At 65.9% G+C, this 20207-nt stretch carries 15 protein-coding genes and 1 tRNA gene; 7 read left to right on the plus strand and 9 right to left on the minus strand.

Annotated features, from left to right (window positions below):
* Nucleotides 1–729 (minus strand): IS256 family transposase (locus ABD225_RS18265; RefSeq protein ID WP_425564502.1); only part of this gene is annotated, 729 nt, incomplete at its 3' end.
* 108 nt (nucleotides 730–837) lie between these two features.
* Here ABD225_RS18265 and ABD225_RS18270 point away from each other — a divergent pair.
* Both ABD225_RS18270 and ABD225_RS18275 read left to right on the plus strand, forming a co-directional pair.
* On the plus strand, nucleotides 838–1794 hold the full coding sequence (locus ABD225_RS18270; protein WP_344089036.1) for an ATP-dependent nuclease: 957 nt from the start codon (nucleotides 838–840) through the stop codon (nucleotides 1792–1794).
* 8 nt (nucleotides 1795–1802) lie between these two features.
* The gene (locus ABD225_RS18275) at nucleotides 1803–3329 is read left to right on the plus strand and encodes a UvrD-helicase domain-containing protein (protein ID WP_344089039.1); all 1527 of its coding nucleotides are present in this window, start codon (nucleotides 1803–1805) and stop codon (nucleotides 3327–3329) included.
* An 11-nt stretch (nucleotides 3330–3340) separates the two neighbouring features.
* Here ABD225_RS18275 and ABD225_RS18280 read toward each other — a convergent pair whose 3' ends face one another.
* Nucleotides 3341–4465, minus strand: coding sequence for a DNA cytosine methyltransferase (locus ABD225_RS18280; RefSeq protein WP_344089042.1), 1125 nt, complete (start codon nucleotides 4463–4465; stop codon nucleotides 3341–3343).
* A 226-nt stretch (nucleotides 4466–4691) separates the two neighbouring features.
* Here ABD225_RS18280 and mobF point away from each other — a divergent pair, with 226 nt between their 5' ends.
* Together mobF and ABD225_RS18290 are read left to right on the plus strand one after the other, a co-directional pair.
* Complete coding sequence (gene mobF, locus ABD225_RS18285) at nucleotides 4692–8315, plus strand: MobF family relaxase (protein ID WP_344089151.1); 3624 nt, start codon at nucleotides 4692–4694, stop codon at nucleotides 8313–8315.
* A gap of 140 nt (nucleotides 8316–8455) precedes the next feature.
* Nucleotides 8456–8830, plus strand: a complete 375-nt coding sequence (locus ABD225_RS18290; protein WP_344089045.1) for a hypothetical protein — start codon at nucleotides 8456–8458, stop codon at nucleotides 8828–8830.
* Between the two features lie 107 nt (nucleotides 8831–8937).
* Here ABD225_RS18290 and ABD225_RS18295 read toward each other — a convergent pair whose 3' ends face one another.
* The 6 genes from ABD225_RS18295 to orn all read right to left on the minus strand — a co-directional run bounded on the left by ABD225_RS18295 (nucleotide 8938) and on the right by orn (nucleotide 15684).
* The gene (locus ABD225_RS18295; protein WP_344089048.1) at nucleotides 8938–12126 is read right to left on the minus strand and encodes a DEAD/DEAH box helicase; all 3189 of its coding nucleotides are present in this window, start codon (nucleotides 12124–12126) and stop codon (nucleotides 8938–8940) included.
* Between the two features lie 60 nt (nucleotides 12127–12186).
* Nucleotides 12187–12426, minus strand: coding sequence for a DUF2188 domain-containing protein (locus tag ABD225_RS18815; protein ID WP_425564503.1), 240 nt, complete (start codon nucleotides 12424–12426; stop codon nucleotides 12187–12189).
* A gap of 33 nt (nucleotides 12427–12459) precedes the next feature.
* On the minus strand, nucleotides 12460–13617 hold the full coding sequence (locus tag ABD225_RS18300; protein WP_344089051.1) for a helix-turn-helix domain-containing protein: 1158 nt from the start codon (nucleotides 13615–13617) through the stop codon (nucleotides 12460–12462).
* A 3-nt stretch (nucleotides 13618–13620) separates the two neighbouring features.
* Nucleotides 13621–14388 carry a hypothetical protein gene (locus ABD225_RS18305; RefSeq protein WP_344089054.1) on the minus strand — a complete coding sequence of 256 codons (768 nt, stop codon included), beginning with the start codon at nucleotides 14386–14388 and terminating at the stop codon, nucleotides 13621–13623.
* 127 nt (nucleotides 14389–14515) lie between these two features.
* Entirely contained in the window at nucleotides 14516–14806 is a 291-nt protein-coding gene (locus tag ABD225_RS18310; RefSeq protein ID WP_344089056.1) for a hypothetical protein, read from the minus strand.
* A 245-nt stretch (nucleotides 14807–15051) separates the two neighbouring features.
* Complete coding sequence (gene orn / locus ABD225_RS18315) at nucleotides 15052–15684, minus strand: oligoribonuclease (protein ID WP_344089059.1); 633 nt, start codon at nucleotides 15682–15684, stop codon at nucleotides 15052–15054.
* A gap of 39 nt (nucleotides 15685–15723) precedes the next feature.
* Between orn and ABD225_RS18320 the strand changes: the two genes are divergently transcribed.
* Together ABD225_RS18320 and ABD225_RS18325 are read left to right on the plus strand one after the other, a co-directional pair.
* On the plus strand, nucleotides 15724–16932 hold the full coding sequence (locus ABD225_RS18320) for a PrsW family intramembrane metalloprotease (RefSeq protein ID WP_344089061.1): 1209 nt from the start codon (nucleotides 15724–15726) through the stop codon (nucleotides 16930–16932).
* Nucleotides 16933–16940: 8 nt separating this feature from the next.
* Nucleotides 16941–18122: a M20 metallopeptidase family protein gene (locus ABD225_RS18325; protein WP_344089063.1), complete on the plus strand. Its 1182-nt coding sequence runs from the start codon at nucleotides 16941–16943 to the stop codon at nucleotides 18120–18122.
* A gap of 215 nt (nucleotides 18123–18337) precedes the next feature.
* Here the strand turns inward: ABD225_RS18325 and ABD225_RS18330 are convergent.
* Nucleotides 18338–18413 (minus strand) — tRNA-Arg (locus ABD225_RS18330).
* Nucleotides 18414–18493: 80 nt separating this feature from the next.
* On the opposite strand from ABD225_RS18330, the gene ABD225_RS18335 reads away from it, so the two are divergent.
* Nucleotides 18494–20203 carry a dynamin family protein gene (locus ABD225_RS18335; RefSeq protein ID WP_344089066.1) on the plus strand — a complete coding sequence of 570 codons (1710 nt, stop codon included), beginning with the start codon at nucleotides 18494–18496 and terminating at the stop codon, nucleotides 20201–20203.
* Nucleotides 20204–20207: the final 4 nt, after the last annotated feature.

A 20207-nucleotide genomic window follows, 5' to 3' on the forward strand; every position in this document is an offset into this window, starting at 1 on the left:
CCCGATGGCCTCGACCAGGCCGGTGTGCGCGTCGGAGGTGACCAGCGCGACCCCGGACAGTCCGCGGGCGACCAGGTCCCGGAAGAACGCCAGCCAGCCGGCACCGGATTCTGTTGTGGCGCACTGGATTCCGAGAACCTCTCGATAGCCGTCGGCGTTGACGCCGGTCGCGACCATGACCGCAACCTTGACGACCCGCCCATTCTCGCGGACCTTCATCGTCAACGCGTCGGCGGCGACGAACGTGTACGGGCCCTCGTGGAGCGGGCGGCTCCGGAACGCGGCGACCTGCTCGTCGAGGTCGGCGGCCATCACCGAAACCTGCGACTTGGACAGGCCGGTAATCCCCAGGGAACGCACCAACCGGTCCATCCGGCGGGTGGAGACCCCGAGCAGGTAGCAGGTCGCGACCACCGTGGTCAACGCGGCCTCGGCCCGGCGATGCCGCTCCAGCAGCCAGTCCGGGAAGAAGCTGCCCTCGCGGAGCTTGGGAATCGCCACATCAATGGTGCCGGCGCGAGTGTCCAGGTCCCGATGCCGGTACCCGTTGCGGCGGTTGGTCCGCTCAGGGCCCCGGGCGCCGTACTCGGCGCCGCACACGCTGTCGGCCTGCGCCGACAACAAGGCGTTGATGAACGTCGTCAACAGCTCCCGCATCAGGTCCGGGCTGGCCTGAGCCAGCTGCTCGTGCAAAAAGACGTCAGGGTCGATACTGAGGGTCGCGGTCATCGCAGTGTCCTTCTTCGAGTCGGTTGTCAGAGATCACTCGAAGGATCACGCGGTGACCGCACCTACGTCAGCAGGACACGCTCACCGGGATCGTCGTACACCAAGGCTATGGACTCAACTCTCGCCCAGGCAGCAGAGGCTGCGGATGCCGATGCAGACTCGTTCTACCCAGAGCTCTTCCACGCAACGGTGTTGATCGAGGAGCCAGAAGCGCACCTCCACCCACAGCTCCAGTACGGCCTCGTCCGCTATCTGCGCACCCTGGTCGAAGATCGCCCAGACATCCAGGTCATAGTGACGACGCACTCGGCGGACCTCGCCGCAGCCTGCGACCCCGAGGAGCTTGTCGTCGTGCGAAAGGACGCCGAGAACCGCACGCTCTCACGTCGACTCGCGGACCTCCCGGTGAGCGAGAGTAAGAAGACGCAACTGTTCCAGCAGACTCGACTTCACCTCGACGCAACGCGGTCAGCCGCATTGTTTTCCGACCGGGTTCTCATCGTCGAGGGCGTTACAGAGGCCAGCATCCTCAGACTGCTCGGGCGGGCGTGGGCAGGGAGCGACGCTCGACGAATCGGCTTCGTCGACTCCCTCGCGATCCTTCCAGTCGGCCACAAAGTTGGGCAGTGGCCGATCCGTCTGCTCGCGACACCTGGCCACGAACTCGTCACCCGCGTCGCCGCCGTAGCCGACACGGACCGGCGCGGCACGCCGCTGCCCGAGGCGCAGCCGCCTGCTTGGCACTCCGAACTCGACCACGAGTCGGCACGCTTCTATTGGTCTCGACCGACGCTGGAGCCCTCACTCGTTGATGGGAATGAGAACCTCATCAAGCGCGCGTTCAAGGCATGCAAGCTCGATGAGGCGGACTCGGTTACGGCCGAGACCGTCGACCAGTTCTTTGTGAAGCACCCGAAGCACAAGGGCAAGTTCGCCCTCGCGTTGGCGCTGCTGATCGACAAGAACCTGAACTCCGTCGTGGTGCCGAGTCACATCAGTGAGATGTTCGCCTGGCTCTACGACGGCACGGAGCCGAACTCGACTTCCGTGGACGACCTCATCTGAGCCCATCGATGGTCAAGCTAACCAATGCCCAGGTACTTGCTGCGGCCGCTCCTGACCGACTCGTCAACGTCATCTCGGCACCCGGCAGCGGTAAGACGACGATCGCGGCGGAGCGATACGGCTACCAGCGATACCAAGCGGGAGACCTTCGCGGTGTGCTCGGCCTGACCTTCAATAGGGCTGCGGCGGCCGAGCTGCGCCGCCGTATTGAAGTCCGCTGGGGCGCGAACTGTATCCGGCCAGCGCATCGCGTCGTCACCTTCGATCACCTCCATGTCGAACTCCTCACTCATCTCCTCAACGAGGGCAAGGTCACGTGGCCGAACGGCGCCACAACCCTCGACGTCCGTGACGACTACCGCGGTGTCAAGGGCTTCCGCTTCCTCCAGGTCGGAAGCTACGTGCGGTTCGCGGGTCTCAGCAACGCCCGCTCTGTTGTCTCGAAGAGCCGCAAGGTAACGAAGCCGGAGGCCGGGATCGGAAGCGTCGCTGACCATCGAGCGGTTCTCGACGCCGGCTCTGTCAGCCACGAGGACGTTCGCTCGATTCTCCGTGCGGCCATGCAGGTCGACGAACTACAGCAAGTAGCGGCCGGCTGGCTATCCGCGAACTATCGCGCGGCGATCATCGACGAGGTGTACGACGCAGACGACCTCGACCTCTACGTTGCCTACTTGGCTGCCGAGGCTGGGCTGTCGGTCACTCTCATTGGCGACCCCTGGCAAGCGCTCTACAAGTGGCGAGGCGCGAAACCGGAAGTTGTGGAAAGACTGCTGGACGGCACGTCCGATCAGTTCGTTGCGTACGAACAACCGGAGTCATTCAGGTTCCTCGGCGAGCAGATGCCCCTACTGGCGAGGAGCTTACGCGCCGGCTCTGGCGCAGCACTGCCGCGCACAGCCAGCAGCGACGTTGACGTCGCACTCGCCCGGAACTGGACCCAACTGTGGTCCGTCGGCGACAACGTTCTTCCGCTTGCCTTCCGAACGGTGAACAACGCAACGGATGCGGCCATGAACCTCCTCCTCGACGTTGTCACGCGTGCCCGGCTCGGCACGGCGTCGTACGGCCGTGAAGGAGCGATCACGAAGCTCGGGCTTGATCGTGAGCACTTCCAGGCGAAGCAGGATGAGGTATTCGCGCCGCTGGTCGAGAGGTTGCTTGCTGGCAAGGATGAGGCTGAAGTCCTTGAAGGCCTGCGCGAGGCAGTCAAGAGCCTGGGAGTCCGTAAGCCAAGCCGACTGTCCGATGAGAACGAAGCCATCGTTCGCCTGCAACTCTCCCGGTTGGCGGCGAGGCTCAAGGAGGAGGCGGTCATTCCGGGACTCACGGTCTTCCAAGCCAAGGGACGGGAGTGGGAACGCGTCGGAGTTGTGCTGTCCCGCGCCCAACTCGCAGCGCTCGCTTCGGGGCTGCGCGCGCTCGAAGAAGAGCACTGCATCATCTACGTGGCCATCACCCGAGCGAAGCGCTTCTGTGGTCAGCTGTCGGGCACGTCGGAACACGACGTGGACAGTCTCCCGCTCGACGTGTAAGCCCAGTTCGGTCAGTCGAGCAATGCGGAGAGAGCAAGAGCCGCCTGCAACGGTTGCACGCCGTTGCCGAGTGCAGTGATCTGCTGGTTCTGCGTCAGCTCGTCGCTGTCGGTCACCCATCCAGTCGGTAAGCCCATGAGCCATTCCACGAATGCCGGTGCTGGGCGAGGGCCGTCGGCGTCGTTCAGGAGGGCTGGTGTCGGCGCTGGTCGTCCGATGATGTGTTCCCAACGGGTGATGGCGTCGGCGTAGCGTCCCCAGCGCTGAACAGTCCGTCGATCAGGGACCACAGGGTCTCCGATTCGGCCCTCCTGCTCGGTGAGCCAGCTGGCCCGTGGAGCGCGAAGTCGATGATCTGGTGCGACAGCGCGATCGTCCCTCGTCTCGCTCGCACTTGGTCGAGGGTTTCCCCGCCGCGTGAGGAGTCCGTCGCCAGCGGGGTGCGGAACAGTGCGCCGGGCGAGGGCGAAGACGCGGAAGCGTTGGTGAGGAGCGCCGACAAGCGAAGCCGGTAGGCCGATCCATCGTGCATCCAGCCGCAGGTCGGCCAGATCGCCGAGAACGGCGCCGAGAGCCCGTAGAGGTCGAGCTGCGTCGTCTCCCAGATGCCACGGGTCGGATTCCAGGCCGCGAAGGGTTGCGCCGTCGGGGGTTGCATCGCCGGGGTTGCGTCGGTCATGGTCGTCTCCTTCTGCAGGTGGCCGCGTCGCGGGTGAGGACAGCAGCCCGCGGACGTTCTCGATGACGACCCATTCGGGCTGTAGTGCGTCGATGGCGGCGGCCATGTGCGCCCATAGGCCCGAGCGTGTGCCGGGCGCGAGGCCGGCGCGCTTGCCGACGGTAGACACGTCTTGGCAGGGGAATCCGCCGATGAGGATGTCCACGGGCTCGACCTGGCTCCAGTCGATGGTCGTGATGTCCCCGAGGTTCGGCACCTCGGGCCAGTGGCTAGAGAAGACGCGAGCGACGGGCTCATTGATTTCGGAGAACCACACGGTCTGGGCGTTGAAGACGTGCTCGACGGCGAGGTCGAGGCCGCCGTAGCCGCTGAACAGCGATCCGATCCTGAGTTCTGAGTCGCCGCTGGCGTCGAGGTCGTGCATGAAGTCCGCTCCGGTGACGGTCGTCCCCGGCATCCGTGCCTCGTCGAGAACTGATGCCGAGCTGGTCACCTGTCAGGTGCACGACCCGGCCACATGACCGCTGCTCACCGAGACACCCGAACGACACCGCCTGACGCACCCCAACTCCGGCCTTCGCTCCGACCGCCATCCGAGGTCACACGCCTCTTGCAGATCGAGGTCGAGCGGGCATTGCCGCAGGGTGCGGGTGCTCACCTGCCACGCAGGAGCGGAGGTGACCATGACGGTTTCGATGCGCGTGATGTCGGCGGGTGACGGCTACAAGTACCTGCTCAAGACGATCGCGGCCGCCGACGGCAACAGGCGGCTTTCGACGCCGCTCACTCGCTACTACATGGAGGAGGGCACCCCGCCCGGCCGCTGGCTCGGTGCGGGCATAGCAGCCCTGGGCAAGGGCGAGATTCAGGTGGGCGACCGAGTATCGGAACACCAACTCCAGCTCCTGATGGGGAGGGGCCATGATCCGATCACCGACGAGCCGCTCGGTCGAGCGCTTCCGAGCTACAAGAGCCAGGAAGATCGGATCGAGGCGCGGATCGCCGACCTCGAACCAACGCTGACCCCCGGCGCCAAGGGTGAGGCTGTCGCGCAGATCGTTGCCGAGGAGGCTGCCCGGAGCACACGGCGTGCGGTGGCGGGCTTCGACTTCACCTTCTCGATCCCGAAGTCCGCGTCAGTGTTGTGGGCAGTCGCCGACGCCGGGGTCCAAGCACTCATCGGGGAGGCGCACCATCGGGCGGTTGCGGAGGTAGTTGCGTTCATGGAGCGGGAGGTTGCAGCGACTCGCACGGGCGCAACCGCCGGGGACGGCGCGGTTGCGCAGGTCGATGTCACCGGGCTGATCGCGACCGCGTTCGATCACTTCGACTCCCGCGCCGGCGACCCTCACCTCCACACGCACGTGGTCATCAGCAATAAGGCCAAGACCGTCCTCGACGGCAAGTGGCGTTCGCTCGACGGCAGACCGATGCACGCTGCCGTCGTCGCGCTCTCCGAACTACACGAAGCCGTGTTCGCCGACCACCTGACGCGCACCTTCGGCGTCTCATGGGAGGCCCGAGAGATGGGCCGCGACCACAACCCGGCATGGGCGATCACGGGAGTGCCCGAGGAACTGATAGCCGAGTTCTCAACCCGCGCCCGTCACATCGACGCCGAGACCGACCGCCTCATCGCAGAGTACGTCGCAGCCCACGGACGACGCCCTACACCAGCAGCCACCATGAGGCTCCGAGCCCAAGCCACGCTCGCGACCCGCCCAGAGAAGCAGGTCCGATCCCTGGCGGACCTCACCAACGAGTGGCGGACCCGCGCAACGAAGACCCTCGGACGGGACGCTACGACGTGGGCACGAGAGGTCACCGACAACGACAAGCCGCTCCTGCTACGCGCCGACGACGTGCCACTCGACGTGATCGGCGAGCTCGGGCGCTCGGTCGTCGAGGTGGTCGGTGAGAAGCGCTCGACCTGGCGGCGATGGAATCTCATGGCCGAGGCATCCCGGCAGACGATGGGCTGGCGGTTCGCCACCATGCAGGACCGGGAAGCCATCGTCGCGATGGTCGCCGACGCCGCCGAACTTGTCTCCCTTCGGCTGACGCCGCCCGAACTCGCCGCGTCCCCGGTTGTGTTCCGCCGCCCCGACGGTAGCTCGGTGTTCCGACCGAAGAGCTCGACGGTGTTCACCTCCGAGGCCCAGCTCGCGGCCGAGGACAGACTCCTCGAACGAGCCACCAACCTCGGCGGGCCGACGGTGCCGCTGGCAACCGTTGAGAAGATCACGCGCAGCCCCGACGCAGATGGCCGGATGCTCGGCGACGACCAAGCCGACGCCTTGACCCGCATCGCGGTGTCAGGACGGATTCTCGACGTACTCGTCGGCCCTGCCGGGGCAGGCAAGACAACAGCCATGAACTCGCTCCGCCGCGCATGGGAACACGAGCACGGCCCCGGCTCCGTCATCGGGCTCGCGCCGTCAGCGGTCGCCGCCCAAGTCCTCGCCGACGATCTCGGAATCGAGACCGAGAACACCGCGAAGTGGTGGCAGAACCACCTCATCCACAGCACCACCTTCGAGGCGGGACAGCTCGTCATCATCGACGAAGCCTCCCTGGCCGGCACCCTGTCACTGGATCGCATCACCCACCTCGCCCAGGACGCGCGCGCGAAGGTGCTGCTGGTCGGCGACTACGCCCAACTGCAATCCGTGGATGCGGGCGGTGCGTTCGCGATGATCGCCAGAGACCGGGCCGACACCCCCGAACTGGTCGATGTTCACCGCTTCACCCACGCCTGGGAGAAGACCGCCTCGCTCGAACTGCGTCACGGGCGCACGGCGGCTATGGACAGTTACCTCGCCCACGAGCGCATCACCGACGGCGACGCCGAGGCCATGACCGATGCCGCCTACAACGCCTGGCGCGCCGACCGCGACGCCGGCTTGATCTCCGTGCTGATCGCCGAAACCCACGAAGACGTGACCACGCTGAACCGTCGCGCCCGAGCAGACCTGATCCTCAACAAGACGCTGAACCCCGACCGTGAAGTCGAGCTACGCGACGGCACCGCCGCAGGCGTCGGCGACACCATCATCACGCGACAGAACAACCGGAACCTCCGCACGCTGGCCGGGCGGGACTGGGTGCGCAACGGCGACATCTGGACCGTCACCGCCGTCGGCGACGACGGGACCATCACCATCGCGCGCGACTACGGAACCAGAACCACGGTCCAGGAGGACGGAACCATCATGGCCCGCAGGCGTGGGCGCAGGTTCGGCGGCACTACCGTCCTCCCGGCCTCGTACGTGGCCGGGCATGTCGATCTCGGCTACGCGGTCACCGCCTACCGCGCGCAAGGCCTCACGACCGACACCGCGCACGTATTGGTCGAACCGACCTCGACGAGGGAGACCTTCTACGTCGCGATGACCCGAGGGCGGCACGCGAACCACGCTTATGTGACTCTCGACCGCGCCGACGACCACGCGCAGCCGCACCCTGGTGACGCCCCGCATGCCACCGCGCGAAGCGTGCTCTACGGCGTTCTGCAGCACAGCGGTGCCGAGCTCTCGGCGCACGAGACCATCGTCGCCGAGGAGGAGCAGTGGGGCTCGATCGCCCAGCTCGCCGCCGAGTACGAGACGATCGCCGCAGCAGCCCAACACGACCGCTGGGCTACCCTCATCCGCGGCTCCGGACTCACCGGCGAACAGGCCGAGAACGCCATCGAGTCCGAAGCGTTCGGCCCGCTCGCGGCTGAGCTTCGCCGGGCTGAGGCGAACCATCACGATGTCGATGCGCTGCTGCCACGCATCGTCGCAGCACGCGGCTTCGACGATGCCGACGACATCGCCGCCGTCCTCCACTACCGAGCCGAGCGCGCGACGGCGCGACCCGCAGGGTCGGGCAGGACCCGCAAGCCAGCACGACTCATCGCCGGCCTCGTCCCGCAAGCGCACGGAGTCATCGACGCCGAGATGCGAGCGGCTCTCGACGACCGAGAAGCACTGATCGAGCGCCGCGCCGACGCCATACTCGAAGTCGCGCTGACCGAGAGCGCACCGTGGACGACGGCACTCGCAACGCAGCCTACCGACCGACGACGAGCCGCCGCCTGGCGCAAGTCCGCACGAGTGGTCGCCGCCTACCGAGACCGCTACCGCATCACGGACGACACACCACTCGGCGCGCCACCCGAGACGGCCGCACAGAAGATCGACGCCGCGCGAGCGCGCTCCGCGCTCGCGCAGGTACGTCAGGTGGTCGCCGATGAGCGCCGTCAGGCAGAGGCCGGTCTCCAGGCGGTCAGGCGCGACCAGTCCGCGCCTGGGCGCAGCATCTGACCCTTCCCAATGTCCGACCCGCGGCGTAGCCTTGAAGGTGAGGCGGATTTCTCCTTACCTTTGGGCCGCTCGCGGCAGACCTTCGGGTCACTCTCCACGCACCGTCTCGCCGACAACTCGCGTGTTGAGAGGAGCCCATCATGATCCGCCTACTGTGGACAGCCAGCGCCGAGGTTCGCTGCTTCCTGCGCCGCTACATGCCGAGCAACGTCCTGCTCGACCTGATCCGCACCCGGAAGGGACTGAAGTGGGGCGTGCCAGCCATGCTTCTTGCCGGCCCCTACCTGGCCGTCGCCTTCTGGTGCACCACGCTCATCGAGAGTGGCGGCCCAGGGTGGCTCCACCTCGTAGTCCTGCTCTGCATCTGGAACACTCTCAAGATGCTGGCCATCGGCCCTGTGAGCGTCGTCCTCGTCGTGAAGGCTCGCGCACGGGAGCGCCGGACCAGGAATCAGGCCGAAAGCGGTGCTGACGACCGAAACCCTCAGCCAGAACTCATACGAAGCGTCAGCTGACGTGCGATAGATGGACGGTGGCCTGTCACTCCGATTCCTAGATTCCTTTGATTGCGGGAAGGGCGTGTAGCGGCGCGTACGGGCACGGCGGGTCCGGTAGGCGCGCTCTATTCGGATGCGAGAACATCGAAGCTGCCCTTGGTCACGCTCTGCACATACGACGCAGCACCAGCAATCAGCCTGAGTTGTCCGTCCGAGGATGCCTTGATACTGAGGCCTGGTTGCGCGATGACAGTCGAGATACGAGGGAACAGTTGGGGAGCTTGCTGCCGGATTCCGAACAGAGCTTCCCGGTCGCCGATCTCGAAGGGACTCAGACCGGTTCTCCTCGTGTACGCCTTAGCTCGGCGATCAAGGTGCTCCAGCAGCGGAAGGGCCCCGTTGTCGCGCCATCGTGCTCCACGCATCGCCTGGCCACATACTTCGTACAGGTCGTTGAGGCGTGAGCCGGCGGTTGGCTTCGATGAGTACTTGCAGTGCACCAGCGTGATATGAAGATCACCCTTGTCGAGGCGGATACCTACAAGGTCGGCGGCTTCGCCAGCGCGGTCGTCGTCGATGAGGATGTCGAAGGTCTGGTCTTGCGACAGGAATCGGGCCATGTACGCCTGAATAGAGTTTGCCTTGCGCTCGATCCCTTGCGACTCCACTGTGATGTCAACGCCATTGCTCGCCCAGTCGAGCGCACGGAGTTGCTCGCGCGGGTAGGGAGGCAACTCCGTCCGTGGTGCCAGAAGCCGATCGTCTCCGGTCACCATACGATCTCCCGATAGGAAGAGGGTCGGCTTGTCGCTGTTGAGCCAGGTTGAGAAAGGCGTTCTCAGGTCTCGCCAGCCGACAACTTCGGCGTCGTCGCCCTTCGCGCGGTAGTGCAGGCCCTGCGAGCCGAAATGTCCCTCATAGGCGAGCTCCCAGGTGGGAGTCATGATCGAGAAGCAGAGTGGTCCGCTGGTGCCATAGTCGTCGATCCTGAACTCGGCATCGGTCAGCAGCACGCTTGAGTCCTTGTAGCTGATCCTGGATGATGTGCCGTTTCCCAGGTACAGCTTCCAAGGCCACTCCATCGCGAGGATTGGGAATGCTGGTCGTTCTCTTACGTCGATCGGGATGATCATGGAGCGGAAGAGCGAATGAACGTCGATGCTGCCGTCGCTCAGCTTCGCACCTTGCTGTCGGCACCAGGTGCGCCACTCAGCGAGGTTCGGAGCGGTACGCATGGACCAGAACCTCCCCGAGAGCGACGCTGCGATGGTGACGCGCTCACCTTCCTCGAAGGCTTTCGCTGCGACATGCGTGTTGGACTTGTGCGTGCGCTCAGCTTCCGTAAGTGCCGTCTCCACGTCACTGCCGACGTGCATTGAGAAGCGCTTGTCGCGATCGCGGGCGTCGAGAAGGCCGATATTGGTGGGAATCAGCCTGTCCAGCTTCGAGAAGACTTTGAAGGTGTCGTATCCGCTGACTGGTCTTGGTTCGTGGCCGAGCACCGCCTCGACGAGGTCATCGAGACTGTGCTTCGTGTCGGAACAGTGGACGTAGAGCATGCCTTGACCGCGATCGAGGTACATCGCGAGCAGCGTGTAATCAGTGGCACGAAGTGACGGGATATCTCCCCACCGCAGGTCAGAAAAGGTCTCGACAACGAACCAGGCAATGGTGTTCTCTGCGTTGAGGCTGATGAGGTCGTCCAGCACGGACTCCTTGTAGATGTCCCGTGCCGCGAGCGGGTTCCAGTCGGTAGTGGATGTCGCGAAGGCCTTGGCGCTCATCTTGGGTTCCAGGAGCCCGACGGGTACATCCGGCGGATTGTCGACGAATGATGCCTCAAACTCGCTAACCTCGTTCGCGCGCTCAGTGGCGCGCTCAGTGATATCGCTGAGCACCTTGTCCCAGTCCGGGTCCTCGCGAAGAAGGAACCGCATCGGCGAGAGTGCGTGGCGTGGCTCTTGGCGCACGAAGACGCTCGCCCTGCCAATCGGGAGTGGAGATGATGTTCTGGCGAGACGGCCGATGAGTTGCACCATCGGGCTCAGCGATCTGTGCGCGTCGTGGAATGCCCCCACCTTCAGAGTCGGTAGATCGAACCCTTCTCCAAGCATGTCAACACAGACGATCACGCGGCTAGTCCGGGCTCGCATCGCCTCAAGCGTCTCTGCTCTACGACGGGCCGACATCGAGTCGTAGATGACCTTCGGCGTCAAGTCGGGGGCAATGCGTGTGTAGAGCGCGTGAACTTCATCTGCCCTCGCCTTCGACCCCACCCGTGCCAGCAGCAGGTGCTCGTGACCAGCGGCCAGGTCCGCTCGCAGTCGCGAAACCGCGGCCAAAGCCAATGCCTCATCGTCATCGTCCAGATCGAGCACCGCACTGAAGTCGATGGTGCTGAAGTAACCCTCCTTTTGGGCTTCGCGTAACGGGAAGCGGAAGATGACCCGGCCGGGCAGCGTCAATCCGTCGCGACGGAACGGCGTTGCAGTAAACAGAAGCGTCGGCCGGTTCGCGAAGACCCGGATGATCTCTGTCCATGTTCGAGCCGGAGCGTGGTGCGCCTCGTCAACGAGTAGGTGCGTGAAACCTTGGAAGAAAACCTCACGCACCTCCGGCTCGTTGGCGTGTATCGCGTTTGGGGTCGCGACCACAACGTTTGCCGCTTCGACAAAGGCTCTCGCGTCGGCATCGTCGGCGAACCGCCCCTCTAGCCGTCCCACCCTGGGGCGTAGCGCGGAGCGGTCGACAATGCCTTCGAGCTGAAGGATTCCCAGGGTCTCAAACTTGGTCGCGATCTGATCTCGAAGCGCGGTTGAGGGAACTACCACGAGCACGCGCTCGGGGCGTTGCGCAACCAGCCACGCCAGCATGGTCTCTGTCTTCCCAGTGCCGGTCGGCATGACCACGATCCCAGGCTCAGATAGACCGGACGACTGGTAGCCGACAATGGAATGAAGTGCCGCGATCTGCGGGCGCCTCAGGCTGTGGGGCTGATCATGAGCGGTGAATCCAATGGCACCGTCGAAGGATCGGATGACATCGCTCGCTTGCGCCGCCTCTCGACCACCTGCCCATTTGATCTGGGCGTTCTTTGATCGGCGGACCGGAAGCCTCGCCGCAAGCGGCCCCTCGGTTGGGAGTTCAGCGGCGCGAGTTACGGGCCACTGTCCGAAGGGCGTGCACACCAGTTCGAGGCCCGACTCAGCCTCAAGTGCCTCGACATTGTCATACGCCGGAACCAGCAACTGACGGACTACGTTCTTGCCCGCCACGTGCGGCGTCGCCCAGACATCCTCGGTCCGGTATTCCACCTCGAGCCTCTCTCTTCTTCGCCTACGCAAGGAGCACGACTGCCAACAAGCGCGTCGCGATCAGCCCTTGGATGACCTCGGGTCGTTCCCGGGTGCGATCGTGTCTTGCGCGCGGATCGTCCCCTTGAGCGAACGGACCTGTAGCTCGCCGCCTCCGTCGTTGCCGAGGATGGTGCGAGCGCGCTGAATGCCTTCGGCCTGTGTGGAGGTTACGGCGCTGGCACGATCGGCTCCTGGCTTCCGCACCTCCCAGTCGCCGTCGTCTCGGCGCTGGACTACTCGCTTGTTGGGTCCTGTCACGATCTTTCCTTTCTCGGATGGGACTACTGCCCATTACTTCCTGGCGTCTGGATGGTCTTTCACCAGCGTCAGCTTGGGCTGGGGATCGTCGATGTCAGCTAGCCGTCGTATGTGACGAGGCGTCATCTGGAGGTCTTCCGCGACCTGGGTCAGCGGTACACCTGCCTGGTCAAGCAGCTCAAGCGCAGACTTCAGGAGTTCGGGCCGCTCGCCGGGATAGTCGTGAACAGGCATGGGTCGCCGAGCAATCCCGTTCAGCGTGATGTACGCACGACGGGCCGTGGATTCCGAGATGAGATCAAGCTCCCGGGACCGGAAGATCAGCGAGTTGATGGAGACTCCCCACAGTTGGCTAAGTTCCTCGTACCGGTTGAAGTTGATGCGTCGAGGCAGCTGGTCGCGGATCGCATCTCGGGGAGTGAGGAACTCCGCCGCGAACATGTCCGCCTGCCGCTCTAGTTGGCTGTCCGTTCCCTGCCGACCGTGGTGGAGCACGATGTGCCCCAGTTCGTGAGCGGCGGAGAACCGGTGTCGCATCACATCATTGGCCTTGTCTGGCGTCAGCACGATCATGGGACGTGGCAGCGCGATAGTTGAGAAGGCGTCGATGCGGCTCTTTTCGTCGAGAGCGGCGTCTTCCTTCATGGAGAAGAAGACCGTGAGGATTCCGTGCTGCTCAAGCTGATAGACGAGGTGCTCGATCGGACCGCTCCCGAGTAGCCAGTGTTGCCGCATGGCTCGCGCTGCGGTCGCAGGATCCGGCACGTCATGTGAGTCAGCATGTGCCCAGGCTGGAAGGTCCAGCTCCGGGAACTCCACGCCTTCTTCGAGGTAGCAGCTGAGTTCCCACACCTGTTCGACATACGCAGTCGCTTGCTGCTGTTGCGTGACGGTCGTTGAACGGAGTCGACGGAATGACGCTTCAGCGATGTCCACTTGGACGCGTGGACGCCCGAGCGCGAAGAAGCCTGGCGGGACACCGAGTGCCGTGGCTAGTGCAGCGACCGTCTCTGCGCGGGGACGCACCTCTCCACGCTCGTACTGCCCGATGGCGGCGGCCGACACTCCAACCTTGCGATGGAGGTCAGCCTTGGACATCTTGCTGATCCGACGAGCTTGAGCTAGCCGCGCCGGGTCAAACATCCTGGCAACTGCCGCAAGGTCAGCGTCGCCCACATACTCCGTCGGCATGGGTCAGCTACCTTCCTGCTCGGACCGCCTCTGGCGCAGCTTCACCGAGGTACGCGGACGTTCGCCGCTGTTGAACCCGGCAACAGGCTTCAGCATGGTGTGCGGAGCGTCGACCGAGTAAGGCGTGCGCTCATAGGTGAGCCGCTCGGGGTCTGCGAATTCCAAGTACCGGCCGTTCAGTCGCGCCGGTGCGAAGTAGACCGTTCCCACGCCCTGAGGCGTGCTGCTGTAGTACGGAACGAAGAGCGTGGTGCGGGGCATCGCCAGCTCGACATGGCTTAGTGCATCCTCAAGCGATGCTGGTTGATCCCCTTCGAGAACGTCACTGATGTCGAAGAGGCCGGGGTCCGAGTACTTGACGTTGCTCGTCTTCGAGAGGAGTTCACGGCGCGAGTCAGGCAAGTAGCTCAGTCGAACACGACGGAAGTTGCGCGGCATCTGCTTGCCGACCCTTTGCGCGAAGATGAGAGTGTTTCCGACGAAGGTCAGCATCCTTCGGGTGGTCGGGACCTTTGCCTCCCGATAGGAGGGCAGGTCGGACAGAAGTGCGCGGAGCTCCTTCTGCACACCACGGGCCATGCCAGCGCCATACACGTCCTGGTCTCCATCGGGATCGTCATACGCTGCCTGAGCGCGGGCCGAGCGATCCTGGCTGCGCTGGATCGCGGTTGGGATTCGGTCGCGGAGTGCCGCAAGCTCTGTTGGCTGGAACTCGCTGCGCCAGTCGTCGCTGTCGTGTTGCTGAGCCACCGGGGCCTCCTTCGTCGTCACGAAGGACTCTAGCACATGACTTTAGTTTCACTCGTTAATCCGTCAGCGTTCGTACGAACAGGATGGCTGTCGCGGTCACTCTTCACTCGGTTCAACACCCTTAGTCTGTCAGGTCGGACCCGGCGAGTCAGTCGAGATGCGAGTCGTCGGTGGCATCCACGATGAGTCCAGCCTCGACCAGTGCTGCCCGTACGGCCTTGCGGTCCACGCCCATCCGGCGGCCAATCGCGCGCATCGAGACCCCAGCTCGCGCGAGACGCACCGCCTCGGCCTTCTCGTCAATGCCGAGGCCCGGGCGGCGGCTCGGCACGTTGCGGCGGCGCAAGTGGGAGAACACCGTCGCGCGGTGGATGCCGTACCTCTCGGCGAGTGCCTTGACGCTCATCCCGGCCAGGTAGTCGCCGACGAGCCCGTCCACTTCGGAGGCGGTGAGAAAAGTTTGAGCCGTCTCGACAGTCCTTACAACAGGGCCACGATCGTCCTTCGGAGCGCTATCCTGGGGGCGTCGAGAGACCTCGTAGACCCCACGGTCGAGGCGGTTGACCAGGGTTTTTGTCTTGGGGGTGGAGTTGCCGAACGTGCTACTCAGGCACCCCACAACGACCTCCCGTTTCATCGCGGGAGGTCGTTTTCTTTTGCCGGGCTGGAGCGGATGCCGCCCCGTCAGGTCGTATGCCGTGCGGCGATCGCCCGCGCCGTGGGGGTGTCCGGCCCGGGCTGGGGGACGAAGACGGCCTCGCGGTAGTAGCGCAGTTCGGCGATCGACTCGCGGATGTCCGCGAGGGCTCGGTGGCCGCCCTTCTTTTCGGGCGAGTTGATGTAGGCGCGCGGATACCACCGGCGCGACAACTCCTTGATCGAGGAGACGTCGACGATCCGGTAATGCAGCCAGGCGTCGAGCTCCGGCAGGTCGCGGGCGAGGAAGCCGCGGTCCGTGGCGACCGTGTTCCCGCCGAGCGGCGCCTTGCGCGGCTCGGGGACCCAGGTGCGGACATAGGCCATCAGCCGCTCATTGGCCTCGGCCAGGCTGATGCCATTCTCCAGTTCGTCGATCAGCCCGGAGGTGGTGTGCATGCGCGTGACGAAGTCGTTCATCTGCGCCAGCGCCTCGGCCGGCGGCTTGATGACGAGGTCGACGCCCTCGCCGAGGACATTGAGCTCGAAGTCGGTGACGAGCGCCGCGACTTCGATCAGCGCGTCGTCCTGGAGCGACAGGCCGGTCATCTCGCAATCGATCCAGACGATCCGGTCCTTGGTGGCGCGATCGGGCACGCTCTTGGTCGAGGGCTCACTCATCCGGACAACTTTACGAGAGCCTCCATTAGCCTTTCGGCCATGTCCTCATCGCCGGCGCCACCGGACCAGCAGTCGTATGTGCCGCACGGGCTGACCCAACCGGCGGCATACGACCCCGGCTATGCCCCCGCCCCGGCCGGTCGCAGCCCCCGCCGCGCCCTGCGCGGCTGGCTGATGTCCGGTCTGCTGATCGCGGGCTTCACGATCGCGGGGCTGGTGCTCGCGGCATACTTCCAAGCCGCCCTCGGCGTGGTCACCGTCCTACTCGCCCTGCTGCTCGCAGCGCTCCCGCTCGGCGTCGTGGTCCCCACCTTCCTGTGGCTGGACCGGTTCGAGGCCGAGCCGACGAAGTACCTCGTGACCGCCTTCCTGTGGGGCGCCCTCGTGTCGTCCCTGGTCGCGGCGCTCTTCAATACCGGCGCGATGCTGGTTCTGGAGGCGGCGGGCGACCCGAGCTCGGCGATGGCGACCACGGCGGTCGTTGTCGCGCCGGTCGTCGAGGAGACCCTCAAGGGCCTCTTTGTGCTGCTCATCTGGCGGATGCGTCGCCGGGAGTTCGACGGGCTGATCGACGGCCTGGTGTATGCCGGGATCGTCGCCGCCGGTTTCGCGTTCACCGAAAACATCCAGTACCTCGGGCAGGCCTATTCCGCCGGCGGCGGCGAGCTGCTCGCGGCGACCTTCATCGGGCGCGGCATCATGAGCCCCTTCGCGCACCCGATGTTCACGTGCCTGACCGGCATCGGAATCGGTATCGCCGCCACCTCCCGCAGCCTCGGGGTCCGCATCGTCGCTCCGGCGCTCGGTTGGCTGCTCGCCATCTGCGCGCACGGTCTCTGGAACCTCTCCGCGGTCACCGGGGGAGCCGGCCTGCTCGTGGGCTACTTCCTCGTCGGCGTCCCGATCTTCTTCGGCTACCTCGCGCTGGTGATCTGGGCGCGCCGCCGTGAGGGCCGGCTGATCGGGCGACACCTCAGTCCGTATGCCGATGCCGGCTGGCTCAGCCCGGGCGAGGTGGCGATGCTCGCGAGTATGTCGCACCGCCGCGAAGCGCGGGTCTGGGCCAAGACGAATGCCGGGTCGAAAGGACTGACCGCGATGCGCGACTTCCAGGATGCGGCCTCCGAGCTGGGGTTGCTGCGCCAGCGCATGTACCACCAGGCCGCCGACGCCCGCGCTTTGGAGGCCGAGCGCTCCTTGCTTGACCAGCTGACATTGGCCCGCCGCAATTTCGTCGGTGCCCGATGAGCGCCGGTATGCCGGCCGGGCTCGCTGAAGACCTCATCTCGATCCGCCGTGATCTGCATCAGCACCCTGAACTGGGCTTGGACAATCCGCGCACGCAGCAGAAGATTCTCGACGCGCTCGACGGGCTCGGGCTGGAGATCACGCTCGGCCGCGATCTGACATCGGTTGTCGCGGTGCTGCGCGGGGGAGCCGGCTCGGGACGGGCGGTGCTGCTGCGTGGTGACATGGACGCGCTGCCGGTGGCCCAGGACCTGGACGTCGACTATGCCTCCCGCGAGCCTGGGCTGATGCACGCCTGCGGGCACGACCTGCACGTGGCCGGGCTGATCGGGGCTGCGCGGCTGCTCGCGGCCCGCCGCGACGAGCTCGCGGGCGAGGTCATCTTCATGTTCCAGCCGGGTGAGGAAGGGCCCGGCGGGGCACGGATCATGCTCGAGGAAGGCCTGCTGGACGTGGCCGGGGTGCCGGTCGTTGCGGCATACGCCCTGCACGTCGGGTCCGCGGGGGAGCGGCTGGGCACGTGGTATGGCCGCTCGGGGCCGTTGATGGCCGCCGCCGACGAGGCCGTGATCCGGGTCATCGGTGCTGGCGGCCACGGCTCGCAACCGCACTTGGCCAAGGACCCGGTTCCGGTGGCGTGCGAGATCGTCCTCGCGATGCAGCTGATGATCACGCGGCAGTTCAACGCGATGGAGCCCATGGTGTTGACCGTCGGCAAGATCGTCGGCGGGACCAAGGACAACATCATCCCGGACGACGCGACGCTGGAATTGACCTTGCGCACCTTCGACGCCGAGCAGCGGCTCGCGGCGCAGCATGCGGTGCGGCGGCTGGCCGAGGGCATCGCCGCCGCGCACGGGCTGAGCGCCGAGGTCACCTGGCTGATGGGCTATCCCGTCACGGTCAATGACGCCACCGAGTACGCCTTCCTGCGGGCCACCGCCGAGGAGCTGTTCGGCGCCGATCGGTATGTCGATATGCCGCACCCCGAGGCCGGCGCCGAGGACTTCAGCTTCGTCGCGGAACAGGTGCCCTCGGCATACGTCTTCCTCTCGGCCTGCGCCGCCGACGACCCGCTCACGGCGGCCGACAACCACTCGCCGCGCGCTCACTTCGACGACTCTGTCGTCCCCGACGGGGCCCAGCTCTTGGCCGAACTCGCCCTCCGCCGCCTCGCCAACCCCCGCTGAGAGAGCCCAAAGTCGGCGCCCCCGTTGGCGCCCTCATTCCATTCCGGGCGCCTGGCACTTCTGCGGGGAGCACCAAGGCCAGCCTCGCTCCTACGTCGCGAGTGCTGGCGCCATTGGCGCCCCCGTCGGCGCCCTCATTCCATTCCGGGCGCCTGTTACTTCTGCCGGGAGCACCAAAGGCCAGCCTCGCTCCTACGTCGCGAGTGCTGGCCCATTGGCGCCCCCGGCAGGATTCGAACCTGCGACCTCGGGATTAGAAGGCCCTTGCTCTATCCACTGAGCTACGGAGGCAACGACTGACAAGCGTAGGGCAGGGCGACACGAGCGCCGCTCATCGCCCGAACCTGTCGGCGCTGAACTAGGGTGCCGCTGTGACGACGACTCCCGGGAAACCCGATCGCCAGCTGGCGGCGATCCGCGAGTTCCGTGAGCAGGTCGCCGCGAGTGTCCTGCCGCTCGACCTGCCGAGCACGGCCGCGGCCAAGGAGAATCGAGCGGCCCTACTGCGGCAACTCGACGACTACGTCATCCCGCGGTTGTCCTCCATCGACGCCCCCATTTTGGCGGTCATCGGCGGCTCGACCGGCGCCGGCAAATCGACCCTGGTCAACTCGCTGCTCAAACGCGAGGTCTCGCGAGCGGGCGTCATACGTCCCACCACCACCAGCCCCGTGCTCATCCATCACCCCGCGGACGCGCACTGGTTCACTGACCAGCGCGTCCTGCCCGAGTTGGCGCGTGTGACCGGCGATGCTGCCGCCGCAGACTCCGAGGGCACGGTGCGCCTGGTCACCTCCGACGACCTGCCGGCGGGTATGGCGCTGCTCGACGCTCCGGATATCGATTCGGTTGTCGCGGCGAACCGCGGGCTGTCCCGGCAGCTGCTCGCCGCGTCCGACCTGTGGCTTTTCGTCACGACCGCGGCGAGGTATGCGGATGCGGTCCCTTGGGATCTGCTGCGACAGGCCTCTGATCGAGGCACCGCGGTCGCCATCGTCCTGAACCGGGTGCCGCCTGAGGTGATGGGCGAGGTGCGACCCCACCTGGTGGAGATGTTGCGCGACCAGGGCCTGGGGACCGCGCCGGTCTTCCCGATTCCCGAGACGACGCTCACGGACGCTGGCCTGATCCCCGAGGCAGATATTGCCCGGCTGCGCTCCTGGCTGGTCGACCTGGCACAAGATGCCTCCGCGCGCGAAGTCGTTGTCCGCCAGACGCTTTCGGGTGCGCTGGCGTCATTGGACACGCGCTCCGAAGAACTCATCTCCGCCAGCCGGGCTCAGTTGCGCGTGACCGCCGACCTTGTCGACGCCGCCGACCGGTCGTACGCCGCCGCGCTGCGCCGGATCGAGGAAGGCATGAGCGATGGCGCTCTGCTGCGGGGCGAAGTGCTCGCCCGTTGGCAGGACTTCGTCGGCACCGGCGAGTTCTTCAAGAAGGTCGAATCCGGTGTCTCGCGCCTGCGGGACCGACTGACCGGCGCCCTCACCGGCAAGGCGTCGCAGCCGGCCGATGTGGGCGAGGCGCTCCAGGTCGGCGTGGCGCAATTGATCGAGGCGAATGCCGATGCCGCCGCCGCCGAGGTCGCCCGGGCCTGGCGAGCCCTGCCAGCGGGTTCTGAGTTGATCGCGGCCCAACCCGGGCTCGCCGCCTCCGACAAGGATCTCTCGACCCGGGTCGATGCCGCCGTCCGTGCCTGGCAGGGCGAGGTCCTCGATGTCGTGCGCAGCGAGGGTCAGGACCGGCGCACCAACGCGCGCGTCGCGGCATATGGCGTGAACGGGATCGGCCTCTTCCTCATGCTCGTCGCGTTCGCCCACACGGGCGGGCTCATGGGGGCCGAGGTGGGGATTGCTGGGGGCACGGCGGTGCTTGCCCAGCGGGTTCTCGAGGCGATCTTCGGAGACCAGGCGGTGCGGACCATGGCGGCCAAGGCGCGCTCCGCGCTGCTTGAGCACACCGAGAGGTTGATCGGCGAGGAGCGCGACCGCTACCTCGACGCGGTTGGCGCCAAGACCATCCCCACTGAGCAAACCGACCGGCTCTCACGCGCCCTCGACGCCGTGCAGGCGGCGTCGTGAGCGC

It is taken from the genome of Nostocoides veronense (assembly GCF_039531185.1).
In the GTDB taxonomy this organism is placed as follows: domain Bacteria; phylum Actinomycetota; class Actinomycetes; order Actinomycetales; family Dermatophilaceae; genus Nostocoides_A; species Nostocoides_A veronense.

Excerpts from the sequence above, each read along its gene's own strand:
- ABD225_RS18280 (WP_344089042.1), bottom strand. The coding sequence starts at position 4,465 with ATGCCGGGGACGACCGTCACCGGAGCGGACTTCATGCACGACCTCGAC.
- ABD225_RS18325 (WP_344089063.1), top strand. The coding sequence starts at position 16,941 with ATGCCGGCCGGGCTCGCTGAAGACCTCATCTCGATCCGCCGTGATCTG.
- mobF (WP_344089151.1), top strand. The coding sequence starts at position 4,692 with ATGACGGTTTCGATGCGCGTGATGTCGGCGGGTGACGGCTACAAGTAC.
- ABD225_RS18290 (WP_344089045.1), top strand. The coding sequence starts at position 8,456 with ATGATCCGCCTACTGTGGACAGCCAGCGCCGAGGTTCGCTGCTTCCTG.
- ABD225_RS18275 (WP_344089039.1), top strand. The coding sequence starts at position 1,803 with ATGGTCAAGCTAACCAATGCCCAGGTACTTGCTGCGGCCGCTCCTGAC.
- ABD225_RS18300 (WP_344089051.1), bottom strand. The coding sequence starts at position 13,617 with ATGCCGACGGAGTATGTGGGCGACGCTGACCTTGCGGCAGTTGCCAGG.
- orn (WP_344089059.1), bottom strand. The coding sequence starts at position 15,684 with ATGAGTGAGCCCTCGACCAAGAGCGTGCCCGATCGCGCCACCAAGGAC.
- ABD225_RS18270 (WP_344089036.1), top strand. The coding sequence starts at position 838 with ATGGACTCAACTCTCGCCCAGGCAGCAGAGGCTGCGGATGCCGATGCA.
- ABD225_RS18320 (WP_344089061.1), top strand. The coding sequence starts at position 15,724 with ATGTCCTCATCGCCGGCGCCACCGGACCAGCAGTCGTATGTGCCGCAC.